This is a genomic window from Guptibacillus hwajinpoensis, assembly GCF_005144865.1.
GTDB lineage: Bacteria > Bacillota > Bacilli > Bacillales > Guptibacillaceae > Guptibacillus > Guptibacillus hwajinpoensis_A.
Map to the genome: position 1 here is coordinate 102165 of NZ_SWFM01000005.1, position 22815 is coordinate 124979.

The following is a 22815-nucleotide window of genomic DNA, read 5'->3' on the forward strand; positions in this document are numbered from 1 at the left end:
GACGGTGTCAAAGGTATGTTCGAAACCATTGAATACGAGGTAAAGGATCACGTAAGCTGGGTCCGTTTAAATCGACCAGATAAATTGAATGCGTTTACATTTAAAATGAATCAGGAAGTAGCAGAAGCAATTGGGAAAGCTACAAATGATCAAGAAGTCCGCTGTATCGTAGTGACAGGGAATGGTAGAGCTTTTTGCTCCGGTCAGGATTTAAACGGAGTAGAAGAAGGAATTGATCATGGTGAAATGCTTAGGACTGCTTATAATCCAATGGTAAAACAAATTGTTTCCTCCAGTAAGCCAATTGTTGCAGCAGTTAATGGGGTAGCTGCAGGTGCGGGCATGAGCCTTGCTCTTGCGTGTGATTTTCGATTGGCGCACGAGCGTGCTAGTTTTATAGAAGCATTTGTTCATGTAGGACTCGTTCCTGATTCAGGAAGCACCTACTTTCTTCCTCGCCTCGTAGGCCACGCGAAGGCGCTGGAGCTTGCAATGCTTGGGGAAAAGGTAAATGCACCTGAAGCGAAGGAATTAGGTCTCGTTAACGAGATTATTCCGAATGAACAGTGGGAGAAGGGAATAGTAGAATTTGCGAATCGTCTTGCGGCACTTCCACCGAAAGCTGTGGGTCTAATAAAACAGAGTTTTTCAAAGAGCTTTGATAATAGTCTTGACCAGGTGCTTGATATGGAAGCAAATGCACAGCGTGAGGCAGGGCGAACGAATGACCATGCTGAAGGGATTAGGGCATTTGCTGAGAAGCGTAAGCCTGTCTTTCAGGGTAGCTAAGATAACGGGTACTTAGATAAAAGAAGGAAACAGGGGGATTATCAAGAATAGATGCTATAGAGTGAAAGTAGCCGCGGAGGTTGATTGCGCATTTCAATCAATTGCCCGGCTCTTTCCTATGCTTACAATACTAGAGGAGGTAATGAAATGGCTGTTGTTACATATGAAGTGAAAAATCACATAGGGTACGTTACATTAAACCGTCCAGATGTATTGAATTGTTTTAATTTCGAAACGCTCTCAGTTCTGCAAGGAATTGTTGATGACATTTATTCAGATCGCAATGTCAGGGCTGTTATTTTTATGGGAGCTGGTGAAAAGGCTTTCAGTGCAGGTGCTGATTTAAAAGAAAGAAGAACGTTATCAGAGAGTGAAGTCCGTCGAAATGTTAAGAAAATACGTGAGGTCTTCACTGCTGTCGAATCTTTGCCGCAACCAACGATTGCTGCATTGAATGGCTACGCATTCGGAGGTGGATTTGAACTAGCGCTTGCCTGTGATTTCCGTTATGCAGTAGAAGGAACGAAAATGGGTCTAACAGAAACAAGTCTTGGTATTATTCCTGGAGCAGGTGGAACCCAGCGACTTCCTCGATTAATTGGGACTGCAAAGGCTATGGAGTTAGTATTAACAGCTCGTAAGCTGTCTTCGGAAGAAGCACATGAATATGGCATATTGAATGGTGTAGTTAATCGAGAAGAGTTGCTTACAACGTGTGAAGAGCTCGCTACTGAAATTTGTCGCAATGCACCTGTTGCTGTGCAACAGGCGAAGTTCGCAGTACGTGAAGGTATGAATGTGGATCGGCATACTGGGATGGCTATTGAATCTAAAGCTTACGAAGTTACGATTCCAACAAAAGATCGTTTGGAAGCGCTTGAGGCGTTTGCTGAAAAGCGTAAACCAGAATTTAAGGGCGAGTAAAAGTTGCGTTGAGCGTTGTGCTCTGGTAGTATAACATCATATTTAGGCTACGTGTTATTAACGGTATACCGTTAGGACGAGCGGGGGTATGATGATGAATGAAGGTTTAAACACAAGGTCGATGATCTTCACTTTATATGGAGAATATATTAGACATTATGGAAATGAGATCTGGATTGGAAGTCTTATTCGCCTTTTGAAGGAATTTGGACACAACGACCAATCAGTTCGAGCAGCTATTTCAAGAATGAATAAACAGGGATGGGTGCAATCACGTAAAGTAGGTAATAAAAGCTTCTATTATCTGACGGAGCGCGGTGTAAAGCGTATGGATGAAGCAGCAAGAAGAATTTTTAAGCTTCAGCCATCTGAATGGGACGGTAGATGGAGGATGTTCCTTTATACGATTCCTGAAGAAAAGCGACATATTCGCGACGAGCTTCGTAAAGAATTAGTTTGGAGTGGGTTCGGCAGTTCTTCTGCTAGTCTGTGGCTATCACCGAATCATCTTGAGGAACAAGTGGAACTGCTCATTGAGAAATATGATATTAGCGAGCATGTTCATTTCTTTATTGCTGACTACAAAGGACCGCATGAAAACATAGCGCTGGTGAATGAATGTTGGGATTTGAACGAAATAAGTCATAAGTATCGAGAATTTATCAAAATGTATAGTGAACGATATGTAATTGATCGAAGCAAGATTGAACAAGGTAAGATGAGCGATGGAGAATGTTTCGTAGAACGAGCAAAACTGGTGCATGAATATAGGAAATTCTTGTTCATAGATCCAGGTCTTCCAACGGAATTGCTTCCTGATGAATGGCCAGGTGAACATGCTGCGAGGTTATTTAGTGATTATTACAAAACGCTTGCTAAGCCATCGTCTCAATTCTTTGAAGAGGTTTTTAAAGAAGGAAATGAATTAACAAATAAGGACAATGGGTACGATGCATTACAACATCCACTATTAATTGACCGACCATAGAAAGAAGGAACGGGAGCCCCGTTCCTTCTTTTTCTATTTTACTTCACTTACGGTGTGAGATTGCTCTTTAAATTCTTTCCCTTTTGTCTTATATGTTTCAATAGTTAGTCTAATAAGTTCTCTGTCCCTATCAGATAATTCTCTGATAACTTTACCGGGTGATCCAAGAACCATCGAGTTTGGTGGTATTTTCTTGCCGGAAGGGATGAGCGTATTTGCTCCGATTAGTGATCCTTCTCCAATCTCTGCTCCATCAAGTATAATCGCTCCCATCCCAATTAAAGCACCTTTCCTAATTGTACAACCATGAAGTATAGCATTATGTCCTACTGATACTTCGTCTTCTAATACAAGAGGATAACCCTCGAACAAATGACAGGTGCAGTTGTCTTGAATATTACATGCGTTACCAATCACGATGGGTGCTTCGTCTCCTCGAAGAACGGCATTAAACCATACGCTAGATTCTGCTCCAATTCGCACATCGCCAATGATTTTGGCACCTGGTGCAATAAATACATCCTCATTAATTACTGGTTCAATTCCTTGATACGAAATTAACATAAAAAATTGCTCCCCTTTCCATTAACTTAATGCAGGAATATGATAGGTCTTTTTTGAATGTTATAAATAAGTATAACACGAATAAGTTATATCGTTTGTTTATCGTTATATAAAAAGGAAGGAGAATAATAGATGAATTGTGTTTGTGAATTACTTTCGATTCGGTACCCGATTATCCAGGGTGGAATGGGGAATATCTCGAGTCCTATTCTAGCTGCTGCTGTGTCAGAAGCGGGAGGTCTTGGAACAATTGGAACAGGAACAATGGGGTCAGATGAAGTGGAAGAACTTCTGCTTGATATGAGGAATCGAACTTCTAAACCATTCGCCCTTAATATTCCAATCACCGTGACAACAAATTTTAAAGAGATGTGTGAGTTAGCAGTGAAACACGTTGTTCCAGTTGTATCCCTATCTGCAGGAAATCCTGCACCTTTTATACCTTTTTTTAAACAAAACGGTATAAAAGTTATTTGTGTCACAGCAAGTGTTAAGCATGCCAGAAAAGCAGAAGAAGCTGGAGCTGATCTAATCGTTGGTGAGGGTTATGAAGCCGCAGGTATTAACTCACCTCTTGAGCTAACAACAATGACCTTAATTCCTCAACTAGTTGCAAATGTATCAATCCCTGTCATTGCAGCAGGTGGTGTTGGAGATGGACGAGGACTAGCTGCTGCTTTTGCTCTTGGTGCAAAAGGAGTGCAAATGGGAACGAGGCTTGTGGCAACAAAAGATTCTCCGTATCATGAGCGCTATTTAGCAAAGCTTATGGAAGCAAACGACACTGGAACAGTCATTATTGGTCGTAGTGTAGGAAAGGTCCGCAGGGTGTTGAAGACAGAGTACTCCGATCGCTTGTTAAAAGCAGAGTTGAATGGTATTGATACGGATAACTTTGCAGCAATGACTGATGAAAACAAGCACAGAATTGGCGCGATTGAGGGACGACTTGATGAGGGTTTTATTAATGGTGGGCAAATTAGTGGATTATTGACATCTACTCCTACGGTAAAGGAGCTATTTGACGAGATGATAGGGGAAGCAACAGGGATCTTTGAGAATCTATCTTCCAATTTTAACACATTAATGCAAAAGGGTTTATAACTCCTATTTCACAATAATATTTCCGAAAATATAAAATAGTTATAATTATTTGACATCTCGTTGACAAGCTAGATTTGCAAGTGTACCATAACGATACAATATGCCGGATGAATAAGTGCTCAGTGGTGTATAGGAAAATATGAAAAAGATAAGTGTAATAACTTATCTGGGGGAGGACAGGCGTGTGAAATCCTGGAAAAAGTGGGTTGGAATATCTCTTGTTAGCGTAATGGCTCTTGCGGGGTGTGGATCAAATAGTACTTCGTCTAACTCGGAAAGCAGCGATGGTGGAGAAAGTAAGAAATCTTATACGATCGGGGTTACGCAAATTGTTGAACACCCTTCGCTCGATGCTGCATTTGAAGGATTTAAAATGGCTCTTGAAGAGAACGGTTTTAAAGAAGGCGATAACGTTACATATGATATTCAAAACGCACAGAACGATATGAACAACAGTAACACAATCGCTCAAAACTTAGTAGGAGATGAAGTAGATCTTATTTTCGCTAACTCTACACCGAGTGCACAGTCAGCATTAAATGCAACATCAGAAATTCCGATTATATTCACATCTGTTACGGATCCAGTTGGTGCGAAGCTAGTTGAATCCTTTGATAAACCAGGAGAGAACATTACAGGAACAACGGATACACACCCTGAAGCTATTCCCAAAACGATCGAATTTATTGCTAACGAATTTAAAGCTAAGAATGTTGGATTAATTTACAACGCTGGCGAACAAAATTCAGTTGCGCAGGTTGAAATCGTGAAGGAAGCTTTAAATAGTAAGGGGATGAAGGCGGTTGAGAAGAGCGTCTCAACCTCGGCTGAAGTTAAACAGGCTGCTGAAGCTCTTGTTGGTAAAGTAGATGTTATCTACATTGCAACAGACAACACTGTAGTATCTGCTCTCGAATCAGTCATTAGTGTAGCAAATGATAAAGACATTCCAATGTTTGCCGGAGAATTCGATTCGGTTAATCGTGGCGCATTTGCAGCATATGGTTTTGACTACAAAGATATTGGATATGAAGCAGGACAAATGGCAGCGAAGATCCTTAAGGGTGAAGCAACAGCTGCAGATATGCCAGTTCAGTATCCACAGAATCTAAAGCTTAAGATGAACAAAAAAGCAGCAGAAGAAATGGGTATCGAAGTGAAGTCAGAATGGGAAGAGATGGGGGAATATACGGAGTAAATTGACAGGTTCGAAAAAGAGGGTATCTTCTTTTTCGAACCTTTTTTGAGGAAAGGTCCCTTAAGGGGAGGTAAATGAAACGGATTAGGAGGGATTTTGCATGAGCTCAGCGATGTTTGGTGCAGTAGAATCTGGAATTATATATGCCATTATGGCACTCGGTGTGTATTTATCTTTTCGCATTCTTGATTTTCCAGACTTAACGGTTGATGGAAGCTTCGTCACTGGGGCGGCTATTGCTGCGATATTAATTGTGAATGGAACAAATCCATTCTTTGCAACATTGCTAGCAATCGCAGCGGGGTTTCTAGCAGGGTGTGTAACGGGGCTTCTTCATACGAAAGGGAAGATTAATCCACTACTAGCAGGTATTTTAATGATGATTGCTCTCTACTCTATTAATCTAAGGATAATGGGAAGGTCGAATGTTCCTCTACTAAATGAAGAATCTGTTTTTACAAAGATAGAAGTTTTTTTCACCTCAACAGGTTTGGATGCCCTATTTGGAAGCATGGCAGCAGCAATCGGTCTTCAGAACCTAACGTCGACCTGGTCAGTCTTAATTAGCATGTTGGTCGTAACTGCGCTTATCAAAATTATCACAGACTTATTTCTACGCACCCAAATTGGTCTTGCGCTTCGTGCGACAGGGGACAATAAACGAATGATTCGGAGTTTCTCAGCGAATACAGATCAGCTGACGATTCTTGGACTTGGTCTATCAAATGCACTTGTCGCTCTTGCAGGTGCGCTCATTGCTCAGTATAGTTCTTTTGCAGATGTTGGAATGGGAATTGGGATGATTATTATTGGTCTTGCTTCTGTCATTATTGGAGAGGCGATTTTTGGTACAAAAACGATCGCTGTGACAACTTTCGCTGTAGTAGGTGGGGCCATTGTATATCGCATCGTTGTCAGCCTTGCTCTCCGAGTAGACTTTCTTGAAACAGGTGACATGAAGCTGATTACTGCTGTGATCGTTATTGCAGCTCTCGTATTGCCTCAATTAATTGATGGACAAAAAGAACGAATTCGAAAGAAGAAAAAACGTCTCCAGCAAGAAATGAAAATTAATGAAATGAAAAAGGGAGGTGAAGAGTATGCTTCAACTAAATCAAATTCACAAAGTATTTAACGAAGGCACACTAGATGAGAAAATTGCGCTTGAAGACATTAACTTAACGCTTAAACCAGGAGATTTTGTTACTGTGATTGGCAGCAATGGTGCAGGTAAATCGACTCTTATGAATATGATTTCAGGTGTATTGACTCCTGATGTTGGAGAGGTGTTCATAGATGATAGGAAGATTACGAACTTACCAGAGTATAAAAGGTCTCGATTAATTGGGCGCGTTTTTCAGGATCCGATGGCGGGAACGGCGCCGTCTATGACAATTCAAGAGAATCTCGCACTTGCTTACAACCGAAATCGAAGAAGAACATTGATGAAGGGTGTAACCAAGAAGCTAAGAACAACATTTCAAGAAGCATTGGAAACACTCTATCTAGGTCTTGAAGATCGTTTGTCAGCAAAGGTTGGTTTACTTTCAGGGGGGGAGAGGCAGGCACTTTCTCTTTTAATGGCAACTTTTACTGAACCTAAAATGTTGCTACTCGATGAGCATACAGCTGCCCTTGATCCAGCGAGAGCAGCTTTGATTACCAAACTTACAGGTGAAATTGTTGAACGCACGCAACTGACCACTCTGATGGTGACACACAATATGCAGCAAGCACTTGATCTTGGAAATCGATTGATCATGATGGACAGTGGTAGAATCATTCTAGAAGTAGACGGAGAAGACAAACAGAACTTAACCATTGAAGCGTTGCTTCATGAATTCCAACGAATTAAAGGTTCTAAAATGACGAGTGATCGAGCACTTCTGGGATAATGATGTAAAACCAATTGGCGGTAGCTGGTTGGTTTTTCTTCGGCGAAAGATCGTAATTTTTTGACAATTAATTGACTGTCATTATACGTGATGTTATTATATCGTTAAATAAACGTCATATATTTAAGTGTGATGAGTATGGGGTGAAACAGATGAAAAGTGGAATTTCGGTTGGACAAAAGGCCGTTATTCAAGCGGAAGTAACACCCGACATGTATGCACAATTTGAGGGAGAAGTGATTCACCCGGCCTATTCAACAGTGTCGATGGTTTATCATATGGAATGGGCAGCAAGACAGCTTATTCTACCTTACCTTGAAGATGAAGAAGAGGGGATAGGTGGCGGAGTAGAGGTGAAACATCTCGGACCAGCTTGTTCTGGACAGTCAATAGAAGTCATTGCCACTATTACTGAGCTTACTCACAAGTCAGTAATGAGTAGAGTAGACGTACGGAGGGGCACTGATATTATCGGCACCGGCAAAGTGATTCAGTTTATTCTGTCGAAGAAAGAAATCAATAATAAATTAGAAAGAGCGAAAATGTAAGCGATTTCATAAAAGGGGTGAAAATCGTGTTTGATCGAATAGCAGAGCACGAACAGGTACTATTTTGCAATGATGCGGATACGGGGCTAAGGGCAATCATCGCCATACATAATACAACGCTTGGTCCCGCGTTAGGTGGCTGTCGAATGAGGCCATATGAAACAGTTGATGATGCGCTTGAAGATGTTTTAAGGCTTTCAAAGGGCATGACGTATAAATGTGCAGCAGCAGATGTGGACTTTGGTGGAGGAAAAGCAGTCATTATCGGTGACCCACTTAGAGATCGTACGCCTGAGTTGTTTCGTGCGTTTGGACAATTCGTGGAATCATTAAATGGACGATTCTATACAGGTACTGATATGGGGACGACGCCTGATAATTTCGTACATTCATTAAGGGAGAGCAGTTGCATTGTTGGTGTTCCTGAAGAATATGGCGGAAGTGGGGATTCATCAATTCCGACCGCTAAAGGAGTACTATATGGAATTCAAGCTACGAATAAAACGGTTTTTGGATCAGAGGAGTTTGGCGGTAGAACATATGCAATTCAAGGACTTGGCAAAGTAGGTTTTAAAGTAGCAGAAATGCTCCTTGAGAATGGGGGAGATCTTGTTGTTTCAGATATCAATCGACATGCGATCGACCGTTTGATTCAGAGGGCGATAGAGCTTAATCGTGGCGTAAAGGTTGTTTCTGGAAATGAGATCTATGAAGCGGATGCAGATGTATTTGTTCCTTGTGCACTTGGTGGCGTCATTAATGATCAGACGATTCATAAGTTGAAAGTTCGAGCCGTTGTAGGTTCTGCTAATAATCAGCTTCTCACAACAGAACACGGTGATCAGTTAAATGAGCGGGGTATTCTCTATGCACCTGATTATATCGTGAACAGCGGTGGATTAATTCAGGTATCTGATGAACTTTATTCTCCTAATCCGATGCGAGTTCTTCAAAAAACAAAAGCAATTTACGATACTCTTTTTACTATTTTTGAGCAGGCAGACGCTCATTCGATTTCCACTATTAAAGCAGCCAACCTGTTTTGCGAGCAACGTATTGAAAGTCGAAAGAAAAGAAATAGTTTCTTTGCACACAAGAAACCTGGTAAGTGGACTGTACGTTCATAATACGAAATGAGAGGAGGGTTTTTTATGGATATATCCGATCAATTTCCACTCGTTCAGCTTGTTGATGGAGAGGGAAAACAATGCGAAGAAAATTCACATGTCACAGTTGAAAACGCAAAGCGTTTTTATGAACATATGACATTTTCCCGTCTCTTTGATCAAAAGGCTGTAAATCTCCAACGTCAGGGGAGAATCGGCACATACGCTCCATTCGAAGGACAGGAGGCATCTCAAATAGGTAGTGCTCTAGCCCTTGAAGATGGAGATTGGATGTTTCCTACGTATCGAGATCATGCAGCAACAGCAGCCTTTGGACATTCACTTGAGAATATTTTTCTGTATTGGAAAGGGTGTATAGAAGGATGTGTGCCACCACCCGGTAAGCATATTTTCCCACCGTCTGTGCCAATCGCCTCTCAAATTCTTCACGCCACAGGAACGGCATGGGCTGAGAAGAAAAAAGGGAGCGACAGAGTATCGCTCGTTTACTTTGGTGATGGAGCTACGTCAGAAGGAGATTTTCATGAAGGATTAAACTTTGCAAGTGTGTTCCAAATTCCAGTCGTGTTTTTAAACCAAAACAATGGCTATGCAATTAGCGTCCCACTTGAGAGACAGATGAATACTAAAACGATCGCTCAGAAATCTCTTGCCTATGATATGCCTGGCGTTCGAGTCGATGGAAATGATGTGTTTGCTGTCTATAACGAAACAATGAAAGCAGTTGAAAGAGCGAGAAGCGGTAATGGACCAACACTTATCGAGGCCGTGACATGGCGCTACGGTGCTCATACAACGACAGATGAGCCTTCGAAATATCGGGATCAGAGTGAGAGTGAACGAAGAAGAGAGCGTGATGATCCGATTACAAGAATCGAACGTTTTCTTAAAGCAAACGATGCGTTTGATCCTGAGTGGGAGATTAAAGTAAAAACAAATGCAGAAAAAAGGTTAAATGAGGCTGTTAGCGAAATGGAGAAAACACATAAATCAGATGCAGCCCTTATGTTTGATCATGTGTTCGGGACTGAAGTTTGGCCAGTTCAAGAACAGAAGCAGCGCTTTTTTCATGAAGGGAGCGAGAAAGCATGAGTATCGCTGTGAATATGAAAAAGATGACAATGGTGCAAGCCATTACCGAGGCGCTAAAAGTGATGCTTGAAGAAGACGAATCTACTCTTGTCATTGGTGAAGACGTAGGTCGAAATGGTGGGGTTTTCAGAGCTACGAATGGTTTATTCGAACTATTTGGTGATGAACGAGTTATTGATACGCCTCTTGCTGAATCAGGCTTAATTGGGACATCAATAGGTCTTGCGATGAACGGTTTTAAACCTGTAGTAGAAATTCAGTTTCTAGGTTTTATTTATCCAGGTTTTAATCAGTTGATTACACATGCTACTAGAATTCGAACGAGAACCCAAAGCCGCTATACGGTGCCATTAACAATAAGAGTTCCTTATGGTGCCGGTGTGAGAGCACCCGAAATTCATAGTGATAGTACAGAAGCGCTTTTCACGCACATACCAGGTTTGAAAGTGGTTGTCCCCTCTACACCGCATGATGCAAAAGGACTTCTCATTAGCAGCATAAAAGATCCTGATCCAGTTCTCTTTCTTGAACCCATGAAAATGTATCGATCAGGCAAAGGTGATGTGCCAACAGGAAGTTATACCATTCCACTGGGAAAAGCGTTCAGGCGACGCAAGGGTGAAGATGTATCGATCTTTGCTTGGGGTGCAATGGTGAGGGTTGCTGAAAAGGCGGCTGAAACAGCAGCTAAAAACGGAATAGAATGTGATGTGATAGACCTTCGGACATTATACCCTCTCGATAAAGAAATGATTGCTGAATCGGTTCAGAAAACAGGAAGAGCAGTGATTATCCATGAAGCTCCTTCTTCTGGTGGCGTTGGTAGCGAAGTAATTACAATTATTAATGATACGTCTTTCCTTTACATGAAGGCTCCAATTAAAAAGGTTACTGGATACGATACGCCAGTCCCTCTTTTTACACTTGAAGATGACTATCTTCCGGATGAGAAAAAAGTAGTTCGTGCTATAGAAGAAACTGTTCGTTTCTAAGGAGGTAGAACTAATATGGAAGTAAAGCTACATGATATAGGAGAAGGAATGTCAGAAGGGGAAATTGTTCAGATTCTCGTAAATGCTGGGGATCATGTTACGGTTGATCAACCCCTAGTTGAAGTTCAAACAGATAAAGTAACAGCTGAGCTTCCATCACCGTTTGCTGGAAGAATTGAGAGCATCTTTGTTTCTCCGGGTGATGTTATTGAAGTGGGAGGGGTTCTCCTGACGATTTCTCCCATTGAGCGGGCAAACGAAGTGAAAACCAAAATAAATAAGTCTACAAGAATACTAGCTGCGCCATTCACGAGAAAGATAGCTCGAGAAAATGGTATTGACATCGAAACCATAAAAGGGAGCGGTCCAGCAGGGCGCATCTTAGATGAAGACGTAATGAAGTATATTGGACTGAACCATGCAGCACAGCCGGAACCTCTTCCAAGTCATAAAGAAAAGAAAGAAGCCGAGTCCGATTCCATACCATTCACTTCTAGACGTAAACAAATAGCTGCTAAAATGACGAAATCAGTTCAGACCATTCCGCACGTTACTCATTTTGATGAAGTAGATGTAACGAATGTACTTGAAATTAAGAACATGTTAGCAGAGAAACGTGGCATTTCACTGTCAGTTGCAGCTTTTTATATTAAAGCAGTATGTGTAGCACTGAAGGACTTTTCCGTTTTTAATTCAGAATTACGTGAAGAAGAAAGTCTTATTTATTTGAAGAAGGACATTCATATTGGAATTGCAACCGATACAGATGAAGGACTAATTGTACCCGTCATCCATCACTGCGACCGCCTCTCCATTCAGGAGATACATGTGAAGATGAAGCAGTTACGCGAACGAGCATTGAAAAACGAGCTAGGAAGAGAAGATCTTTCATCTGGAACGTTCACGATTAGCAACGCTGGTCCGCTTGGGAGCACTGGAGCTACGCCAATTATTAATTACCCTGAGGTAGCTCTGTTGGCTTTCCATAAAACGAAAAAAAGGCCCGTCGTGACAGATGAAGATGAAATCGTCATTCGCTCAATGATGAATCTTTCTATGACGTTTGATCATCGAATAACAGACGGAGGTACATCCATGCGTTTTACAAATCGCATCATTGAACTAATTGAACATCCATCATTACTCTTAACGGAGCTTGTGTGATGGTAGTTGGAGAAATTATTCACGAAAAAGATGTTGTTGTAATTGGTGCAGGACCAGCAGGATATGAAGCGGCTCTACGTGCTGCTCAACACGGCAGAGATGTTACGCTTGTTGATCGATCACGGTCTGGTGGGGAATGTTTACATAGCGGGTGTATCCCATCAAAATTACTTGCGATATCAGCAAGAAAAATGTGGGATTCAGCCCCAGGGGTCACCATGGCCGCAGAATTTTCTATGCAACAGTGGCACAATGAAAAAGCAGCTACCATTGAGACATTAGAAAAAGGGCTGGAAATGCGCTTTAAATCAAACAAAATTGAGTGTGTAAAAGGTAGCGCCTCCTTTCTATCTAGCGAAAGGTTGGGTGTAGAGCAAGGGGAGAAATTTGAAGTATGGACCTTCGAACACGTGATTATTGCAACGGGTAGTCGTCCAAAAGTTCCTCATTTTCTTTCTGAAGACATTCCTGGCGTCATTTCTGTCGAACAGCTTTATACGGTGCCTTCTGTTCCTCGTCGTCTTGTGATCTATGGCGGAGACTATATGTCTATAGAAGCAGCAAGTACGTTCAAAGCTCTAGGAGCAGAGGTTACGGTTGTTACGGAATGTGACTCACTCATCGGTGACATCGACGAAACGATCAAAAGAGAGTTGCAAAGACAGTTGAAAAAACAGAAAATCCGAGTGATTACTGGTGCTTCAGAATGTAATGTGGTGACCAATGAAAACCTCTTTTTTGAAGGAATAAAATCAACAGGGGAGCGATTTGAAGTACAAGCAGATAAGATCGCTTATTCAGCAGGAAGAATAAGTAACATTGAGTCCCTCTGTTTAGAGCAGGGAGGTATTGAGGTAAAAGGGAACTATATTAGAATAAATGAAACTTGTGAAACCTCAATTTCAAGAATTTATGCCTGTGGAGATATAACAGATGGGCCAGCTTTAGCTATTAAGGCAATTAAACAGGGCAAGACAGCTGCAGATCATTGTTGTGGTGTAGCTGCTGCATTTGCACTTGAATGTATGCCTACAATCATCCAAACTCAAACTCCACTAGCAACAGTTGGTCTAACTGAAAAAGAAGCTACAGAAGCAGGTTATCAAGTGATTGCTGAGAGCAGTCCTATGCGAGCAAATGGATACGCTAGCTTGCTTCGACAAACAGAAGGTGTTGTAAAAGTGATTCGAGATAAAGAAAGTCATCTTCTTCTTGGTTTTCATGCTATTGGAGCTGGAGCAGTTGAGCTGATTGAAAAGGCAACGTTAGCATTGGAAATGGCAGGGAGGGATGAAGATTTCAGTTATCCTTATTCTCCTCATCCTGGTTTTGGTGAACTCTGGTCAGAAACAGTTGATCTAACAATTGAAAAGAAGACAAGAGCTATTGAATATAATGTTAATCAGTAGAAGCGCTCCCAAGTGAGCGCTTTTTGTATATAGTTAGTAGAAAGATGTAGGGTAATGAATAATCATCATAGCCTTACAGGAAGATTCAGATTCATTCCGATAGCAATGAGGGTAATTTGCAGTGAACCGCAAACTTTCCCCGTTTGAAACTGTATAAGATTGTGTTTCAACTTCGAGAGATATAGCCCCTTCTTCTACGAATAAGTACTCTTCCACACCTTCTGGATGAGGATTTGAGTGGTAATCGCATCCTGGTTCTAGCTCAATATAAAATGTTTCAAAGGATTTGCCCGGTTCCATTGGATAGAGTGGAATTACTTTCATCTTTCCACTTTCTTCAATTAGAGGCTCTATTTCATTTCGATTCACTTTCTTGATGACAGGTTGTTCCTCATCAATGAAAGCTGTGAAGGATACACCAAGTCCATTAGCGATTTTCCATAACGTATTTACCGTTGGGTTCGAAGCACCCCGTTCAATTTGAGCGAGCATGGGTTTACTGACAGAACATCTCGTGGATAGTTGGTCAAGGCTTAATCGATTTTCAAGGCGTAGTTTCTTCAGTTTCACACCAATTTGCTTTGTTAAAGAGTGGTCTTCCATTGACTTCTCCTATTCGATTCATTTTTTGTTGAAGAGTTGTTTAATATAACATACAATAAGTTTAATATATTTTACAAGTGATAACAGTAGGAGGGGTTTCATGCAGGCTATAACTAGTGTAACAAAAAGTGAATCTGGATTTACAGAAGGGCTGAAAGCAGGTATTAGTATTGCTATTGGATATATGCCAGTTGCACTCACATTTGGATTACTTGCAAGAACCACAGGTCTCACCCTTTATGAGGCTGTTTTAATGAGCGTGCTTGTATTTGCAGGAGCTGCTCAGTATATTACTCTTAGTCTACTTGCGATAGGCACCGGCGCTTTTGAAATTATTTTTACGATCTTCATAGTTAACATTCGCCATCTATTAATGAGTGCCTCCATAAATGAAAAGGTTATGGAAGATACGCCATGGAAAAAAGCGATTTATGCTTTTGGAATAACGGATGAAACTTTCACAGTATCAGCTACAAAACACGGAGAAATAACGACAGGCTATATGTATGGACTTTGTCTCATTTCTTATTCAAGTTGGGTTGCGTTCACAGGAGGAGGATACATAGTAGGTGCTTCACTTCCTAGTGTGGTTCAACAGGGGATGAGTGTTGCCCTATATGCGATGTTTATCGGATTGTTGATCCCTTCAGCTAAAAAGAGTAGGAAAGTACTTTTTCTAGCTGGAGTTGCTGCGTTATTAAACAGCTTGTTCACATGGGCACATTTCTCAACAGGTTGGGCGATAGTACTTGCAACACTACTGTCATCCATACTCGTCGAGTGGATTATAGGGAGGAATAAAAATGAGTAGTACGATGCTAATGATTATTCTAGGTCTTGCCATTGTTACGTATATTCCAAGAATGATACCACTCGTATTCTTTAAATCTGAAAACATTCCATCCTCTGTACAGAATGTATTGAAAAATGTTCCATTTGCAATACTAGGTGCTTTAATTTTTCCTGGTGTTCTAACGATTAGTGATAATATCATGTTTGGTATCGTTGGAGCGGGTGCTGCGTTTTTGGCTGCTTATCTTGGTGCAAACTTGATTATCGTTGTGATGGTGTCTGTGAGTGTACTTAGCACATATGCCTACTTTTTTTCGTGATAAGCAAAATTATTTGATTACAAATTTTTGTTAGATGTGATATAACTAATACAAACCAAATTATAGAGCTTAAAAAAGGAGGAAATAACATGCATTTCTTTCGCATATTAATGGTTGGGTTTTTCTCGATGACTGCATTATCGCTTGTCTGGTTCCAATCTGTAGAGATGCTTTCCTCATTTATTGACTACTTTATGAATAACAAAAGATAATACCTACTAGAGAGCTTTTTTGAAAGCTCTTTTTTTGTTTAATCCAAGTTTTATTAAAATGGAAAAGGATGTTGATTTTATGCGATGTATTTCAATTGATATGGACGGAACGCTTCTCACGAATGAACAATCTGTCAGTTCTGAGAATGTGAACGCCATTCGAGAAGCTCAAAGTCAGGATATAACGGTAGTACTAAATACTGGGAGGGCCTATGATGGCGCTTTGAAACCCCTTGAAGGAACGGGTTTAACACTCCCGATCATTTGCTACAATGGTGCAGAAATACGTTCAACAGAGGGCGAGATTCAACATGCGATTTACCTTGATGACCAGCAAGTTCGCTCTGTTAAAGATATTCTAGATGAGGAAGGTATTTATTATCAACTTTTCACAAATAAAGGTGTATTTACACATGACTATGACGGAACAATTGAACTAATTATCGATATGATGAGAAGTTCCAACCCTAATTTAACAGAAGAAGAAATGAAGGTTGGTGCAGAGCGACAGTTTGAGAGCTTATCTTTAAAGACAGTAGATAATTTTAATGAGTTGATAGAGGATAACGAACTTCATGTTTATAAGTTTCTTAGCTTCTCTTCTGATAAGGAGCGCTTAAATCGCGCTTCAGCTAAAGCGAATGATATTAAACAAACCGTTGTTACATCCTCTGGTAAAGAAAACCTTGAAATTAACCATGAGAATGCACAAAAAGGCCTAGCGCTCGAAACATTTGTTGCTGATCAAGGATTAAATATGAAGCATACTGCTGCTATTGGTGACAACTACAATGACCTTTCCATGTTAAGAAAAGCGGCTTATTCAATTGCGATGGGAAATGCAGATCAGGAAATTAAGAATAGTGTAGCTTTCGTAACGAAAAGCAATGAAGAGGATGGGGTGGCTCATGCCATTTATAAAATAATGGATGAAGATTTACTGTCTAACTAGTTTAAGTAAATGTCTTTTTTCTATAGGGCTTAAAAGATTTTTCTATAGAGAAAGCAGCGCTCGACTCCTGCGCGACTAACGGGACAGGTGAGATCCCTCAGGAGCGCAAATCAACCGCTTTATAGCCACACTCTCTCCAAAATTAGCTAACTTAATAAAGTATGAATGTTTGAATTTTGAGTTAACGGGAACTTCTTTCTACAGGAAGGGATTCCCAGCTAAATAAAGAGGTTTTCCGGACCCTTGTTCTCGCAGTCTTTGAAATACTCTGCAAAAGGAGATGGAAAAACGATGATGAAACCAACAGAAATAGAAGAAAAAGCTACGTGCCGTATGTGTGACAATGAGTATACTTGGTTTATCCCTCTTGCAAGCAAGAAAAATGAATTAGATGATCGGGTTGAAGCAACAGGGATTACAACAAAAAGCAGTCAGGCACCTATTGTAGAACTACACGTTCTGGCAGAATGCCCGGATTGCGGTATCCTAAACCGTTTTGATCACACCTACGATCGCACAAACTTATATGTAGAAAAATAAGCAAATTTGAGGCCGACAGAACTTCTGTCGGTTTCTTTTTTTGTGAAGTTTAAGTTGTGAATTTCATTGTTGGTTAATGGCTATCATTGATCTGAACTTGCTTGAAAGAATGCAAGTGGATATGATTAAGCAGAGATAGTTCTAAAAAAAGGATTTGCTCGTACTATTGGTAAAGAGATAGCATTGGGAGGAGATTGAAAATGAAAAAACGAATAACCTGGATTATTCTGGGCTTCTCCATTTATGCCCTCTTTATGGGGCTTTATTTGTTCTACTGGGCTGATTTCGGAGTACCAGACGCTTATAAGGGAACAGCAGCCGATCCAGCAACCTTCATGACAGATCGACAGCTTCAACTTTCAGAAGAGTATTCTCGCTACAGAAGCTTTTTATCCTTTCTTGCGATTCCATTGGATTGGATTATTTATTTGGGCATTCTAGGCTTTGGTTTATCTAAGCTCTTTAAACAATTTAGTGAAGGTATTTCAAAAATGAAGATTGTCATTGTACCTCTATACATTCTTCTATTGACAGCCTTCACTTGGGTGTTAACTTTTCCGCTTCATTATTGGGCAAGATCACTTTCAATTAAGTATGGCATTAATACTCAGTCATTTTCCGGATGGATGAAAGATGAGATGATTTCATTTTGGATTGATGTTGGACTAACTTCACTAGTAATTGGTGTTCTCTATGCACTTATAAAACGCTTCAAGAAGAAATGGTGGCTTGCAGCATGGGGATTGATGATCCCTTATCTCGCATTTATGATGTATATTCAACCTGTAGTAATTGATCCTCTATACAATGATTTTACTTCCTTGTCGGATAAAGAATTGGAAGAGCAAATTCTTGATATGGCTGAAACAGCAGATATTCCTGCAAATCGAGTTTTTGAAGTTAACATGTCAGAGAAAACAAATGCCATGAATGCATATGTTTCGGGAATTGGTTCGAATCTTCGCATAGTACTTTGGGATACAACGATGAATAAGCTAGATGATGATGAGGTTCTTTTCATCATGGCTCACGAGATGGGTCATTATGTGATGAATCATCTTTATGGGAACTTAATTGGGGCACTCGGTACAAGTTTGATTGGTCTTTATCTCGCCTATCGACTTCTTGGCGGGATGATACGGAAATGGGGCAAATCCTGGGGAGTGTCTTCTGAATCTGATCTTGCTTCCTTACCTGCGTTGTTTCTTTTATTCTCCGTTATGTCATTTATAGCAAGTCCAGTAGAACTTGCTATATCAAGACATGCCGAAATGGAGGCAGATCAATACGCGATTGAAATGACGGATGATGTAGACGCAGCGGTTGGTTCATTTCAAACACTTACTGTGAATAGTCTAAATGAGGTTAATCCACCTTTTATTGTGAAGTATTTCAAATACGGTCATCCAACGATGATGGAACGATTAATTATGCTCAATGACTATAAGAAAAACACTCACGCTGAGTAGCGTGAGTGTTTTCTTTAGGCTCTTTTCTAAAAGATTGTTGTTTTTTCTATAGAGAACCCGACTTTCTTAGCTGATTGGAGCGGAGGGTTGCTCGACTCCTGTGGGATTAGCGGGACAGGTGAGACCCCACAGGAGCGTTAGCCACGAGGAGGCTAAGCGCCCGCCCCGCGGAAAGCGAGCATCTTGCAGCGGAAATCAACCACTCCTCTTATAGGAACAAAGCATACGAAAAGAGCCTTTTTTATGAACCTGTTAACAGAACCTTCACTTTATGAATGGTTAACTCTATTATAGGATGGTAGAGATAAGCCTTTCTAACTGGCATTGAATTAAGATTCTGTGAGAAGATAGAACTATTCTACAAAATGAGGTGGCAAACGTGAACGAAGATATTAAGCGAGTTCTTGATGCTGGAATACATGGTACACCTGAACTGAAGCCGGCTGAAAAAGCACTATATTTATCAACCTTTAGAGAGCGGGTGTTTGTGGCTCTTACTAAAAGACAAGTAGCACAGCAAGCTGTCTACAAAGAGGTTAAAAGAGAATTGAAGGGAATTCACAATGGGATTCTTTATCTTAATGGTGATTTACCGTATTCAATGCTTTCTAAATATATTAAAGAAGCAAGTAAATCATCTTTGTCATTTGAGATTGTAAATGATAAAGAAACAGATACACCGCTCGGTCTTGTACTTGCTTCAAAACAGGATGCAGTAGAGAGAGAAGAAATTTTTGTACATGACGACTTCTTTGAGCTAGACTGACCTTTGAAGAAAAAGGAGCGAAGGCATATGATAAAGAAGTTTGTATTGCTCGTTCTAGCAATAGCACTAGGATGGGGCGTATATAATACGGTTATAGCGGATCGAAGTGTTGGTACAGAAATTGGTGATAAAGCCGCAGACTTCACTCTAACAACGCTTGATGGGGAGGAGGTTAGCCTTTCAGATTACAAAGGTAAACCAGTATTCCTTAATTTCTGGGCCACGTGGTGTCCCCCTTGTAAAGAAGAGATGCCGGACATCCAAAGTTTTGCGGATGTCCACGGTGAAGAGGTTACCGTCTTATCAGTTAATTTCACTAAGTTTGAGCCTGATAAGGAAGCTATCCCTGCCTTTGTGGAAGCAAATCAACTTAGGTTTCCAATTCTAATGGATCGAGAAGGAAATGTAGGAGAGAACCTTTACAAAGTGATCTCAATGCCAACTTCATTTATGGTTGATGGGGAAGGGATTATTCGAGAGAAACGAGTCGGTCCTCTTACATTAGAGGATATGGAAAAATGGTTAGATCATGTTAATTGATAGAAAAACGGTCTCATTAGAGGCCGTTTTTTTCTGTTACTACTCACGAGAAAGTGGTTGATAGGCATCATGAAAACCAGTAGCATCAGCCAGCTTCTCAAGTTTTTCATTAATGTAGCGATGATCAAACTCATCAAGAACGTTAGGATCAAACCCTCTAATAACAAATTGACCGAATTCCCAAATGGTTTCATGAGTATCGTGTTTATTACCTTCTGCAGCGATTTCTAATGATTGAAGAATGGAGGCAAGAACTGAAACGTCTTCTCTAGCGTAGTGTCTAATTTGATAGAAGCTTTTGTATAAGTAGGTACTATACGTTACTGGCTTAGTAATGACACGTAAATTCTTCTTGGTATCATGATAGAGCGGCTCTGGAATATGCTTTTGTCCTAATCGGGATAGGACTTTGCCAAGACGATTAATGCAATTGATCGCAGTATTAGGATCGTTTATTCCGGGTGAAATCGCTCGTAAAGCTATTTCTACTAACTTTTGAATGCCATATTCAATATCCTGATCGGTTGTTCGCTCTGTGCCAAGAGAAAGAGTATTTAATAGTTTGGATGCATCAGGCTTAGTTGTAGAGGACCAATAAGAGAAAATAATCGTTCCTTCATCCACATATTCTCCAATATCTTTTTCAAGCCTAACAATAAAGTCTTGATTAGTCGCGAGTTTTATTAAATCCGGAATATCAATATTCTGAAGATAGCCAGATCTAGAAGCTCGAATTGTTGTAGGACTTTTCATTTTAATTTCGTCCAATTCCCATGAATCCCAAGAGGCAATTTCACCTTCATTCGCTTCTTCGAAATCTAAATAAGCCCTATCAATTGTCGTTAACGTGTTACTAGTAATGTGGTGTATCAAGTTACCAACAAGAATCCAATTTGAGACATGATGAATAAAGAAAACAAAATACGCAACACATATAATGGCATAAACAACGGCGAACACTGGCGCAATATAAACAGTGTCCTTATTGCTTTCTTCAATTAAGAGTAGAAGAATAATAAAGTAAATAACACCGCCCACAAAAATTCCTAGAACTCTTTTGGTGATACGATCTGTTATGAAGTTCTGAAGGGTACGGGGAGAAAAATTAGATAAATATGTTGTAAGAACAACCATAATTGTTGAAAACGTAATGGTTGTCATCGTTAGCATAGAGGATACAAGAGTACTAAGAATGGTCACACTTGTATCGTAAGAAGCAAAGAAGAAGTATGGAAGGATAATGGCATTTCCTTGAATAATGTATCGATCAAAGAGAAGTGTAACAATTGCAGCGATAAATGCTCCGACACCATAAAAGGTTGGAATAAACCAAAAGCTCGATTGAATAATTTTGAATTTATTGTGCTCCATATCTGTCAATATCCTCCACAAGTAGGTTTGTTATTAGTATGTGGTAAGAGGATACAACTTCATACGTAAATCAATTCTAGGAACAAAATGTATTTTATACGAGTCTATTTACGGGTAATAATAAATGAATAGGAAAGAGGAGGAGAAGAGGATGAGGATTGAGAGGACAGGGATCTATCGAAATATTAATGAGAAAAGATATGAGTACTGGGTTGTAGAATCGACTGATGTGAAGATTATGGCTTCTTGGATTAGTTGGGAAGCTCCGAATGATCAAATAGAGAAATGGAAAGAGGAATTGATGTTATCAGGCACATCCTGAAGTAACTTTTTAACCTCCCTTAGCAAGGAGGTCATTTTTTTAGGCTCTATTCTTAAAGATTGTTGTCTTAAAGGGGTTTGGTATACAAAATTCACCTTTCAAAGTTGATTGGAGCGGAAGGTGCTCACCGCCCGCCTCGCGGAAAGCGAGCATCCTGGAGCGCAGATCAACAACTACTCTTATAGCAACAATGTCTACGAAAACAGCCTTTATAATACGTAAAGGAAATAGATACATCCTCAAGATATACTCCACTAATACTCAAAGGGAAAAGCATTCAATCTAATTGACGGTTCTCTTTTTCCATTTTTCTCTTAACGACTTCTTTTGGTTCCCAGCAATTAAATTGATATATAGGTCTTGTTTCAAAGCCTAGTCTTGCGCACCGATAGGTAGTCTGTTCTTTCTTAACAACTTCGTAATGAATGCATGTGGCACAGCAATGGAAACGTTCAATATTCATTATAACCCTTGCCTCTCTAGGTTTATGTGCTTCATTGATTCATAGCAATCATCTTTGAAAGTTAGACAATAAATATCTGGGTTAGTTAATGATTTCCATGTATCAAATCCTAAGGACGATTCGAAATGACGTAATAGTAAAGTTAAGAGGTTGCCATGTGTCATGAGTAAAGCGACTTCCTTCGTATGTTGAATTGCTTCCTCTAGGACTTCCAAACCCCTGCATGCAGCTTCCTCACTTGATTCTCCACCACCAAGTTTATAAGAGGGATCGTTGAACGTTTTTTCAAGTTCTTCTAGCCAGTTATCAATTGGTTCGGCTGTTAATTTTCTTTCACTAAGACGATCATCAATTGTAATTGGTTTATCTAACGCAAGCGCAAGAGGTTCAATAGATTGTGTCGCACGTCTAAACGGGGAGCTATATAATTTATCGAAGGGTACGAAACCAAGGGTGTTCGCAAGTTGAACGGCTTGATTACGCCCTTCTTTTGTTAATGAGGCCTCTGCTTCCTGTCCTTCTGCTGAACAATGTCTAATTAGATAAAGTTGTTTCATCATCATCACTCCTGCATCATATCTAAATTGACCCTACGGTTATTTAATGAAATCTTATCATGTAAAAGATTAAAGAAAAAGAATTTGAAGAATAATGAAACTTTTTATGTAGTT

The 22815-nt window shown here is 40.2% G+C and carries 27 protein-coding genes; 22 read left to right on the forward strand and 5 right to left on the reverse strand.

Annotation, left to right across the window (positions count from 1 at the left end; genetic code table 11):
* Positions 1–15 precede the first annotated feature (15 nt).
* The 3 genes from FBF83_RS16145 (at position 16) to paaX (ending at position 2701) form a co-directional block, all read left to right on the forward strand.
* Positions 16–789, forward strand: a complete 774-nt coding sequence (locus FBF83_RS16145; protein WP_136948179.1) for an enoyl-CoA hydratase-related protein — start codon at positions 16–18, stop codon at positions 787–789.
* A gap of 147 nt (positions 790–936) precedes the next feature.
* Positions 937–1713 carry an enoyl-CoA hydratase-related protein gene (locus FBF83_RS16150; RefSeq protein WP_136948180.1) on the forward strand — a complete coding sequence of 259 codons (777 nt, stop codon included), beginning with the start codon at positions 937–939 and terminating at the stop codon, positions 1711–1713.
* A 94-nt stretch (positions 1714–1807) separates the two neighbouring features.
* A complete protein-coding gene (paaX, locus tag FBF83_RS16155) occupies positions 1808–2701 on the forward strand; it encodes a phenylacetic acid degradation operon negative regulatory protein PaaX (RefSeq protein WP_136948181.1) in 894 nt (297 codons plus the stop codon).
* Positions 2702–2734: 33 nt separating this feature from the next.
* Here the strand turns inward: paaX and FBF83_RS16160 are convergent, their stop codons facing one another.
* On the reverse strand, positions 2735–3265 hold the full coding sequence (locus FBF83_RS16160; RefSeq protein WP_136948182.1) for a gamma carbonic anhydrase family protein: 531 nt from the start codon (positions 3263–3265) through the stop codon (positions 2735–2737).
* Between the two features lie 132 nt (positions 3266–3397).
* On the opposite strand from FBF83_RS16160, the gene FBF83_RS16165 reads away from it, so the two are divergent.
* From FBF83_RS16165 to FBF83_RS16210, 10 genes are all read left to right on the forward strand, one after another.
* The gene (locus FBF83_RS16165) at positions 3398–4369 is read left to right on the forward strand and encodes an NAD(P)H-dependent flavin oxidoreductase (RefSeq protein WP_136948183.1); all 972 of its coding nucleotides are present in this window, start codon (positions 3398–3400) and stop codon (positions 4367–4369) included.
* A 229-nt stretch (positions 4370–4598) separates the two neighbouring features.
* Complete coding sequence (locus tag FBF83_RS16170; protein ID WP_240688140.1) at positions 4599–5567, forward strand: ABC transporter substrate-binding protein; 969 nt, start codon at positions 4599–4601, stop codon at positions 5565–5567.
* 100 nt (positions 5568–5667) lie between these two features.
* A complete protein-coding gene (locus FBF83_RS16175; protein ID WP_136948185.1) occupies positions 5668–6702 on the forward strand; it encodes an ABC transporter permease in 1035 nt (344 codons plus the stop codon).
* A complete protein-coding gene (locus FBF83_RS16180) occupies positions 6668–7462 on the forward strand; it encodes an ABC transporter ATP-binding protein (protein WP_136948186.1) in 795 nt (264 codons plus the stop codon). Before FBF83_RS16175 ends, FBF83_RS16180 begins: the two co-directional genes overlap by 35 nt.
* Before the next feature lie 152 nt (positions 7463–7614).
* The gene (locus tag FBF83_RS16185; protein WP_136948187.1) at positions 7615–8010 is read left to right on the forward strand and encodes a thioesterase family protein; all 396 of its coding nucleotides are present in this window, start codon (positions 7615–7617) and stop codon (positions 8008–8010) included.
* Between the two features lie 26 nt (positions 8011–8036).
* The gene (locus tag FBF83_RS16190) at positions 8037–9137 is read left to right on the forward strand and encodes a Glu/Leu/Phe/Val dehydrogenase dimerization domain-containing protein (RefSeq protein WP_420875141.1); all 1101 of its coding nucleotides are present in this window, start codon (positions 8037–8039) and stop codon (positions 9135–9137) included.
* A gap of 24 nt (positions 9138–9161) precedes the next feature.
* Positions 9162–10229, forward strand: coding sequence for a pyruvate dehydrogenase (acetyl-transferring) E1 component subunit alpha (gene pdhA / locus FBF83_RS16195; RefSeq protein WP_136948189.1), 1068 nt, complete (start codon positions 9162–9164; stop codon positions 10227–10229).
* Entirely contained in the window at positions 10226–11221 is a 996-nt protein-coding gene (locus FBF83_RS16200; RefSeq protein ID WP_276528446.1) for an alpha-ketoacid dehydrogenase subunit beta, read from the forward strand. The genes pdhA and FBF83_RS16200 overlap by 4 nt, the downstream gene beginning before the upstream one ends.
* A gap of 15 nt (positions 11222–11236) precedes the next feature.
* Positions 11237–12385: a dihydrolipoamide acetyltransferase family protein gene (locus FBF83_RS16205; protein WP_136948190.1), complete on the forward strand. Its 1149-nt coding sequence runs from the start codon at positions 11237–11239 to the stop codon at positions 12383–12385.
* Complete coding sequence (locus tag FBF83_RS16210; protein ID WP_136948191.1) at positions 12385–13794, forward strand: dihydrolipoyl dehydrogenase family protein; 1410 nt, start codon at positions 12385–12387, stop codon at positions 13792–13794. Before FBF83_RS16205 ends, FBF83_RS16210 begins: the two co-directional genes overlap by 1 nt.
* Positions 13795–13827: 33 nt before the next feature.
* On the opposite strand, the gene FBF83_RS16215 is transcribed toward FBF83_RS16210, so the two are convergent.
* Entirely contained in the window at positions 13828–14397 is a 570-nt protein-coding gene (locus FBF83_RS16215) for a helix-turn-helix domain-containing protein (protein WP_136948192.1), read from the reverse strand.
* Between the two features lie 100 nt (positions 14398–14497).
* Between FBF83_RS16215 and FBF83_RS16220 the strand changes: the two genes are divergently transcribed.
* From FBF83_RS16220 to FBF83_RS16250, 8 genes are all read left to right on the forward strand, one after another.
* Positions 14498–15208 carry an AzlC family ABC transporter permease gene (locus tag FBF83_RS16220; RefSeq protein ID WP_136948193.1) on the forward strand — a complete coding sequence of 237 codons (711 nt, stop codon included), beginning with the start codon at positions 14498–14500 and terminating at the stop codon, positions 15206–15208.
* Complete coding sequence (locus FBF83_RS16225) at positions 15201–15509, forward strand: AzlD domain-containing protein (RefSeq protein WP_136948194.1); 309 nt, start codon at positions 15201–15203, stop codon at positions 15507–15509. The genes FBF83_RS16220 and FBF83_RS16225 overlap by 8 nt, the downstream gene beginning before the upstream one ends.
* A gap of 89 nt (positions 15510–15598) precedes the next feature.
* Entirely contained in the window at positions 15599–15721 is a 123-nt protein-coding gene (locus FBF83_RS21320; RefSeq protein ID WP_255436194.1) for a hypothetical protein, read from the forward strand.
* 79 nt (positions 15722–15800) lie between these two features.
* A complete protein-coding gene (locus tag FBF83_RS16230; protein WP_169525554.1) occupies positions 15801–16673 on the forward strand; it encodes a Cof-type HAD-IIB family hydrolase in 873 nt (290 codons plus the stop codon).
* Between the two features lie 291 nt (positions 16674–16964).
* Positions 16965–17213 carry a hypothetical protein gene (locus tag FBF83_RS16235; RefSeq protein ID WP_136948196.1) on the forward strand — a complete coding sequence of 83 codons (249 nt, stop codon included), beginning with the start codon at positions 16965–16967 and terminating at the stop codon, positions 17211–17213.
* A 200-nt stretch (positions 17214–17413) separates the two neighbouring features.
* The gene (locus tag FBF83_RS16240; RefSeq protein WP_136948197.1) at positions 17414–18682 is read left to right on the forward strand and encodes a M48 family metallopeptidase; all 1269 of its coding nucleotides are present in this window, start codon (positions 17414–17416) and stop codon (positions 18680–18682) included.
* Positions 18683–19061: 379 nt separating this feature from the next.
* Positions 19062–19448: a YueI family protein gene (locus FBF83_RS16245; RefSeq protein WP_169525558.1), complete on the forward strand. Its 387-nt coding sequence runs from the start codon at positions 19062–19064 to the stop codon at positions 19446–19448.
* A 27-nt stretch (positions 19449–19475) separates the two neighbouring features.
* Complete coding sequence (locus tag FBF83_RS16250; protein WP_240688135.1) at positions 19476–19988, forward strand: redoxin domain-containing protein; 513 nt, start codon at positions 19476–19478, stop codon at positions 19986–19988.
* 39 nt (positions 19989–20027) lie between these two features.
* Here the strand turns inward: FBF83_RS16250 and FBF83_RS16255 are convergent, their stop codons facing one another.
* A complete protein-coding gene (locus FBF83_RS16255) occupies positions 20028–21359 on the reverse strand; it encodes a DUF2254 domain-containing protein (RefSeq protein WP_136948199.1) in 1332 nt (443 codons plus the stop codon).
* A gap of 151 nt (positions 21360–21510) precedes the next feature.
* Here FBF83_RS16255 and FBF83_RS20995 point away from each other — a divergent pair, with 151 nt between their 5' ends.
* Complete coding sequence (locus FBF83_RS20995; RefSeq protein ID WP_169525560.1) at positions 21511–21681, forward strand: hypothetical protein; 171 nt, start codon at positions 21511–21513, stop codon at positions 21679–21681.
* A 277-nt stretch (positions 21682–21958) separates the two neighbouring features.
* Here the strand turns inward: FBF83_RS20995 and FBF83_RS16260 are convergent, their stop codons facing one another.
* Both FBF83_RS16260 and FBF83_RS16265 read right to left on the reverse strand, forming a co-directional pair.
* The gene (locus tag FBF83_RS16260; RefSeq protein ID WP_420875142.1) at positions 21959–22144 is read right to left on the reverse strand and encodes a hypothetical protein; all 186 of its coding nucleotides are present in this window, start codon (positions 22142–22144) and stop codon (positions 21959–21961) included.
* Positions 22144–22701, reverse strand: coding sequence for a histidine phosphatase family protein (locus tag FBF83_RS16265; protein ID WP_136948200.1), 558 nt, complete (start codon positions 22699–22701; stop codon positions 22144–22146). The genes FBF83_RS16260 and FBF83_RS16265 overlap by 1 nt, the downstream gene beginning before the upstream one ends.
* Positions 22702–22815 lie beyond the last annotated feature (114 nt).

Excerpts from the sequence above, each read along its gene's own strand:
- FBF83_RS16255 (WP_136948199.1), bottom strand. The coding sequence starts at position 21,359 with ATGGAGCACAATAAATTCAAAATTATTCAATCGAGCTTTTGGTTTATT.
- FBF83_RS16175 (WP_136948185.1), top strand. The coding sequence starts at position 5,668 with ATGAGCTCAGCGATGTTTGGTGCAGTAGAATCTGGAATTATATATGCC.
- FBF83_RS16150 (WP_136948180.1), top strand. The coding sequence starts at position 937 with ATGGCTGTTGTTACATATGAAGTGAAAAATCACATAGGGTACGTTACA.
- FBF83_RS16180 (WP_136948186.1), top strand. The coding sequence starts at position 6,668 with ATGCTTCAACTAAATCAAATTCACAAAGTATTTAACGAAGGCACACTA.
- FBF83_RS16160 (WP_136948182.1), bottom strand. The coding sequence starts at position 3,265 with ATGTTAATTTCGTATCAAGGAATTGAACCAGTAATTAATGAGGATGTA.
- FBF83_RS16215 (WP_136948192.1), bottom strand. The coding sequence starts at position 14,397 with ATGGAAGACCACTCTTTAACAAAGCAAATTGGTGTGAAACTGAAGAAA.
- FBF83_RS16240 (WP_136948197.1), top strand. The coding sequence starts at position 17,414 with ATGAAAAAACGAATAACCTGGATTATTCTGGGCTTCTCCATTTATGCC.
- FBF83_RS16260 (WP_420875142.1), bottom strand. The coding sequence starts at position 22,144 with ATGAATATTGAACGTTTCCATTGCTGTGCCACATGCATTCATTACGAA.
- pdhA (WP_136948189.1), top strand. The coding sequence starts at position 9,162 with ATGGATATATCCGATCAATTTCCACTCGTTCAGCTTGTTGATGGAGAG.
- FBF83_RS16200 (WP_276528446.1), top strand. The coding sequence starts at position 10,226 with ATGAGTATCGCTGTGAATATGAAAAAGATGACAATGGTGCAAGCCATT.
- FBF83_RS16265 (WP_136948200.1), bottom strand. The coding sequence starts at position 22,701 with ATGAAACAACTTTATCTAATTAGACATTGTTCAGCAGAAGGACAGGAA.
- FBF83_RS16205 (WP_136948190.1), top strand. The coding sequence starts at position 11,237 with ATGGAAGTAAAGCTACATGATATAGGAGAAGGAATGTCAGAAGGGGAA.
- FBF83_RS16225 (WP_136948194.1), top strand. The coding sequence starts at position 15,201 with ATGAGTAGTACGATGCTAATGATTATTCTAGGTCTTGCCATTGTTACG.
- FBF83_RS16235 (WP_136948196.1), top strand. The coding sequence starts at position 16,965 with ATGATGAAACCAACAGAAATAGAAGAAAAAGCTACGTGCCGTATGTGT.
- FBF83_RS20995 (WP_169525560.1), top strand. The coding sequence starts at position 21,511 with ATGAGGATTGAGAGGACAGGGATCTATCGAAATATTAATGAGAAAAGA.
- FBF83_RS16250 (WP_240688135.1), top strand. The coding sequence starts at position 19,476 with ATGATAAAGAAGTTTGTATTGCTCGTTCTAGCAATAGCACTAGGATGG.
- FBF83_RS16185 (WP_136948187.1), top strand. The coding sequence starts at position 7,615 with ATGAAAAGTGGAATTTCGGTTGGACAAAAGGCCGTTATTCAAGCGGAA.
- FBF83_RS21320 (WP_255436194.1), top strand. The coding sequence starts at position 15,599 with ATGCATTTCTTTCGCATATTAATGGTTGGGTTTTTCTCGATGACTGCA.
- FBF83_RS16220 (WP_136948193.1), top strand. The coding sequence starts at position 14,498 with ATGCAGGCTATAACTAGTGTAACAAAAAGTGAATCTGGATTTACAGAA.
- FBF83_RS16145 (WP_136948179.1), top strand. The coding sequence starts at position 16 with ATGTTCGAAACCATTGAATACGAGGTAAAGGATCACGTAAGCTGGGTC.
- FBF83_RS16165 (WP_136948183.1), top strand. The coding sequence starts at position 3,398 with ATGAATTGTGTTTGTGAATTACTTTCGATTCGGTACCCGATTATCCAG.
- FBF83_RS16170 (WP_240688140.1), top strand. The coding sequence starts at position 4,599 with ATGGCTCTTGCGGGGTGTGGATCAAATAGTACTTCGTCTAACTCGGAA.
- paaX (WP_136948181.1), top strand. The coding sequence starts at position 1,808 with ATGAATGAAGGTTTAAACACAAGGTCGATGATCTTCACTTTATATGGA.
- FBF83_RS16230 (WP_169525554.1), top strand. The coding sequence starts at position 15,801 with ATGCGATGTATTTCAATTGATATGGACGGAACGCTTCTCACGAATGAA.
- FBF83_RS16210 (WP_136948191.1), top strand. The coding sequence starts at position 12,385 with ATGGTAGTTGGAGAAATTATTCACGAAAAAGATGTTGTTGTAATTGGT.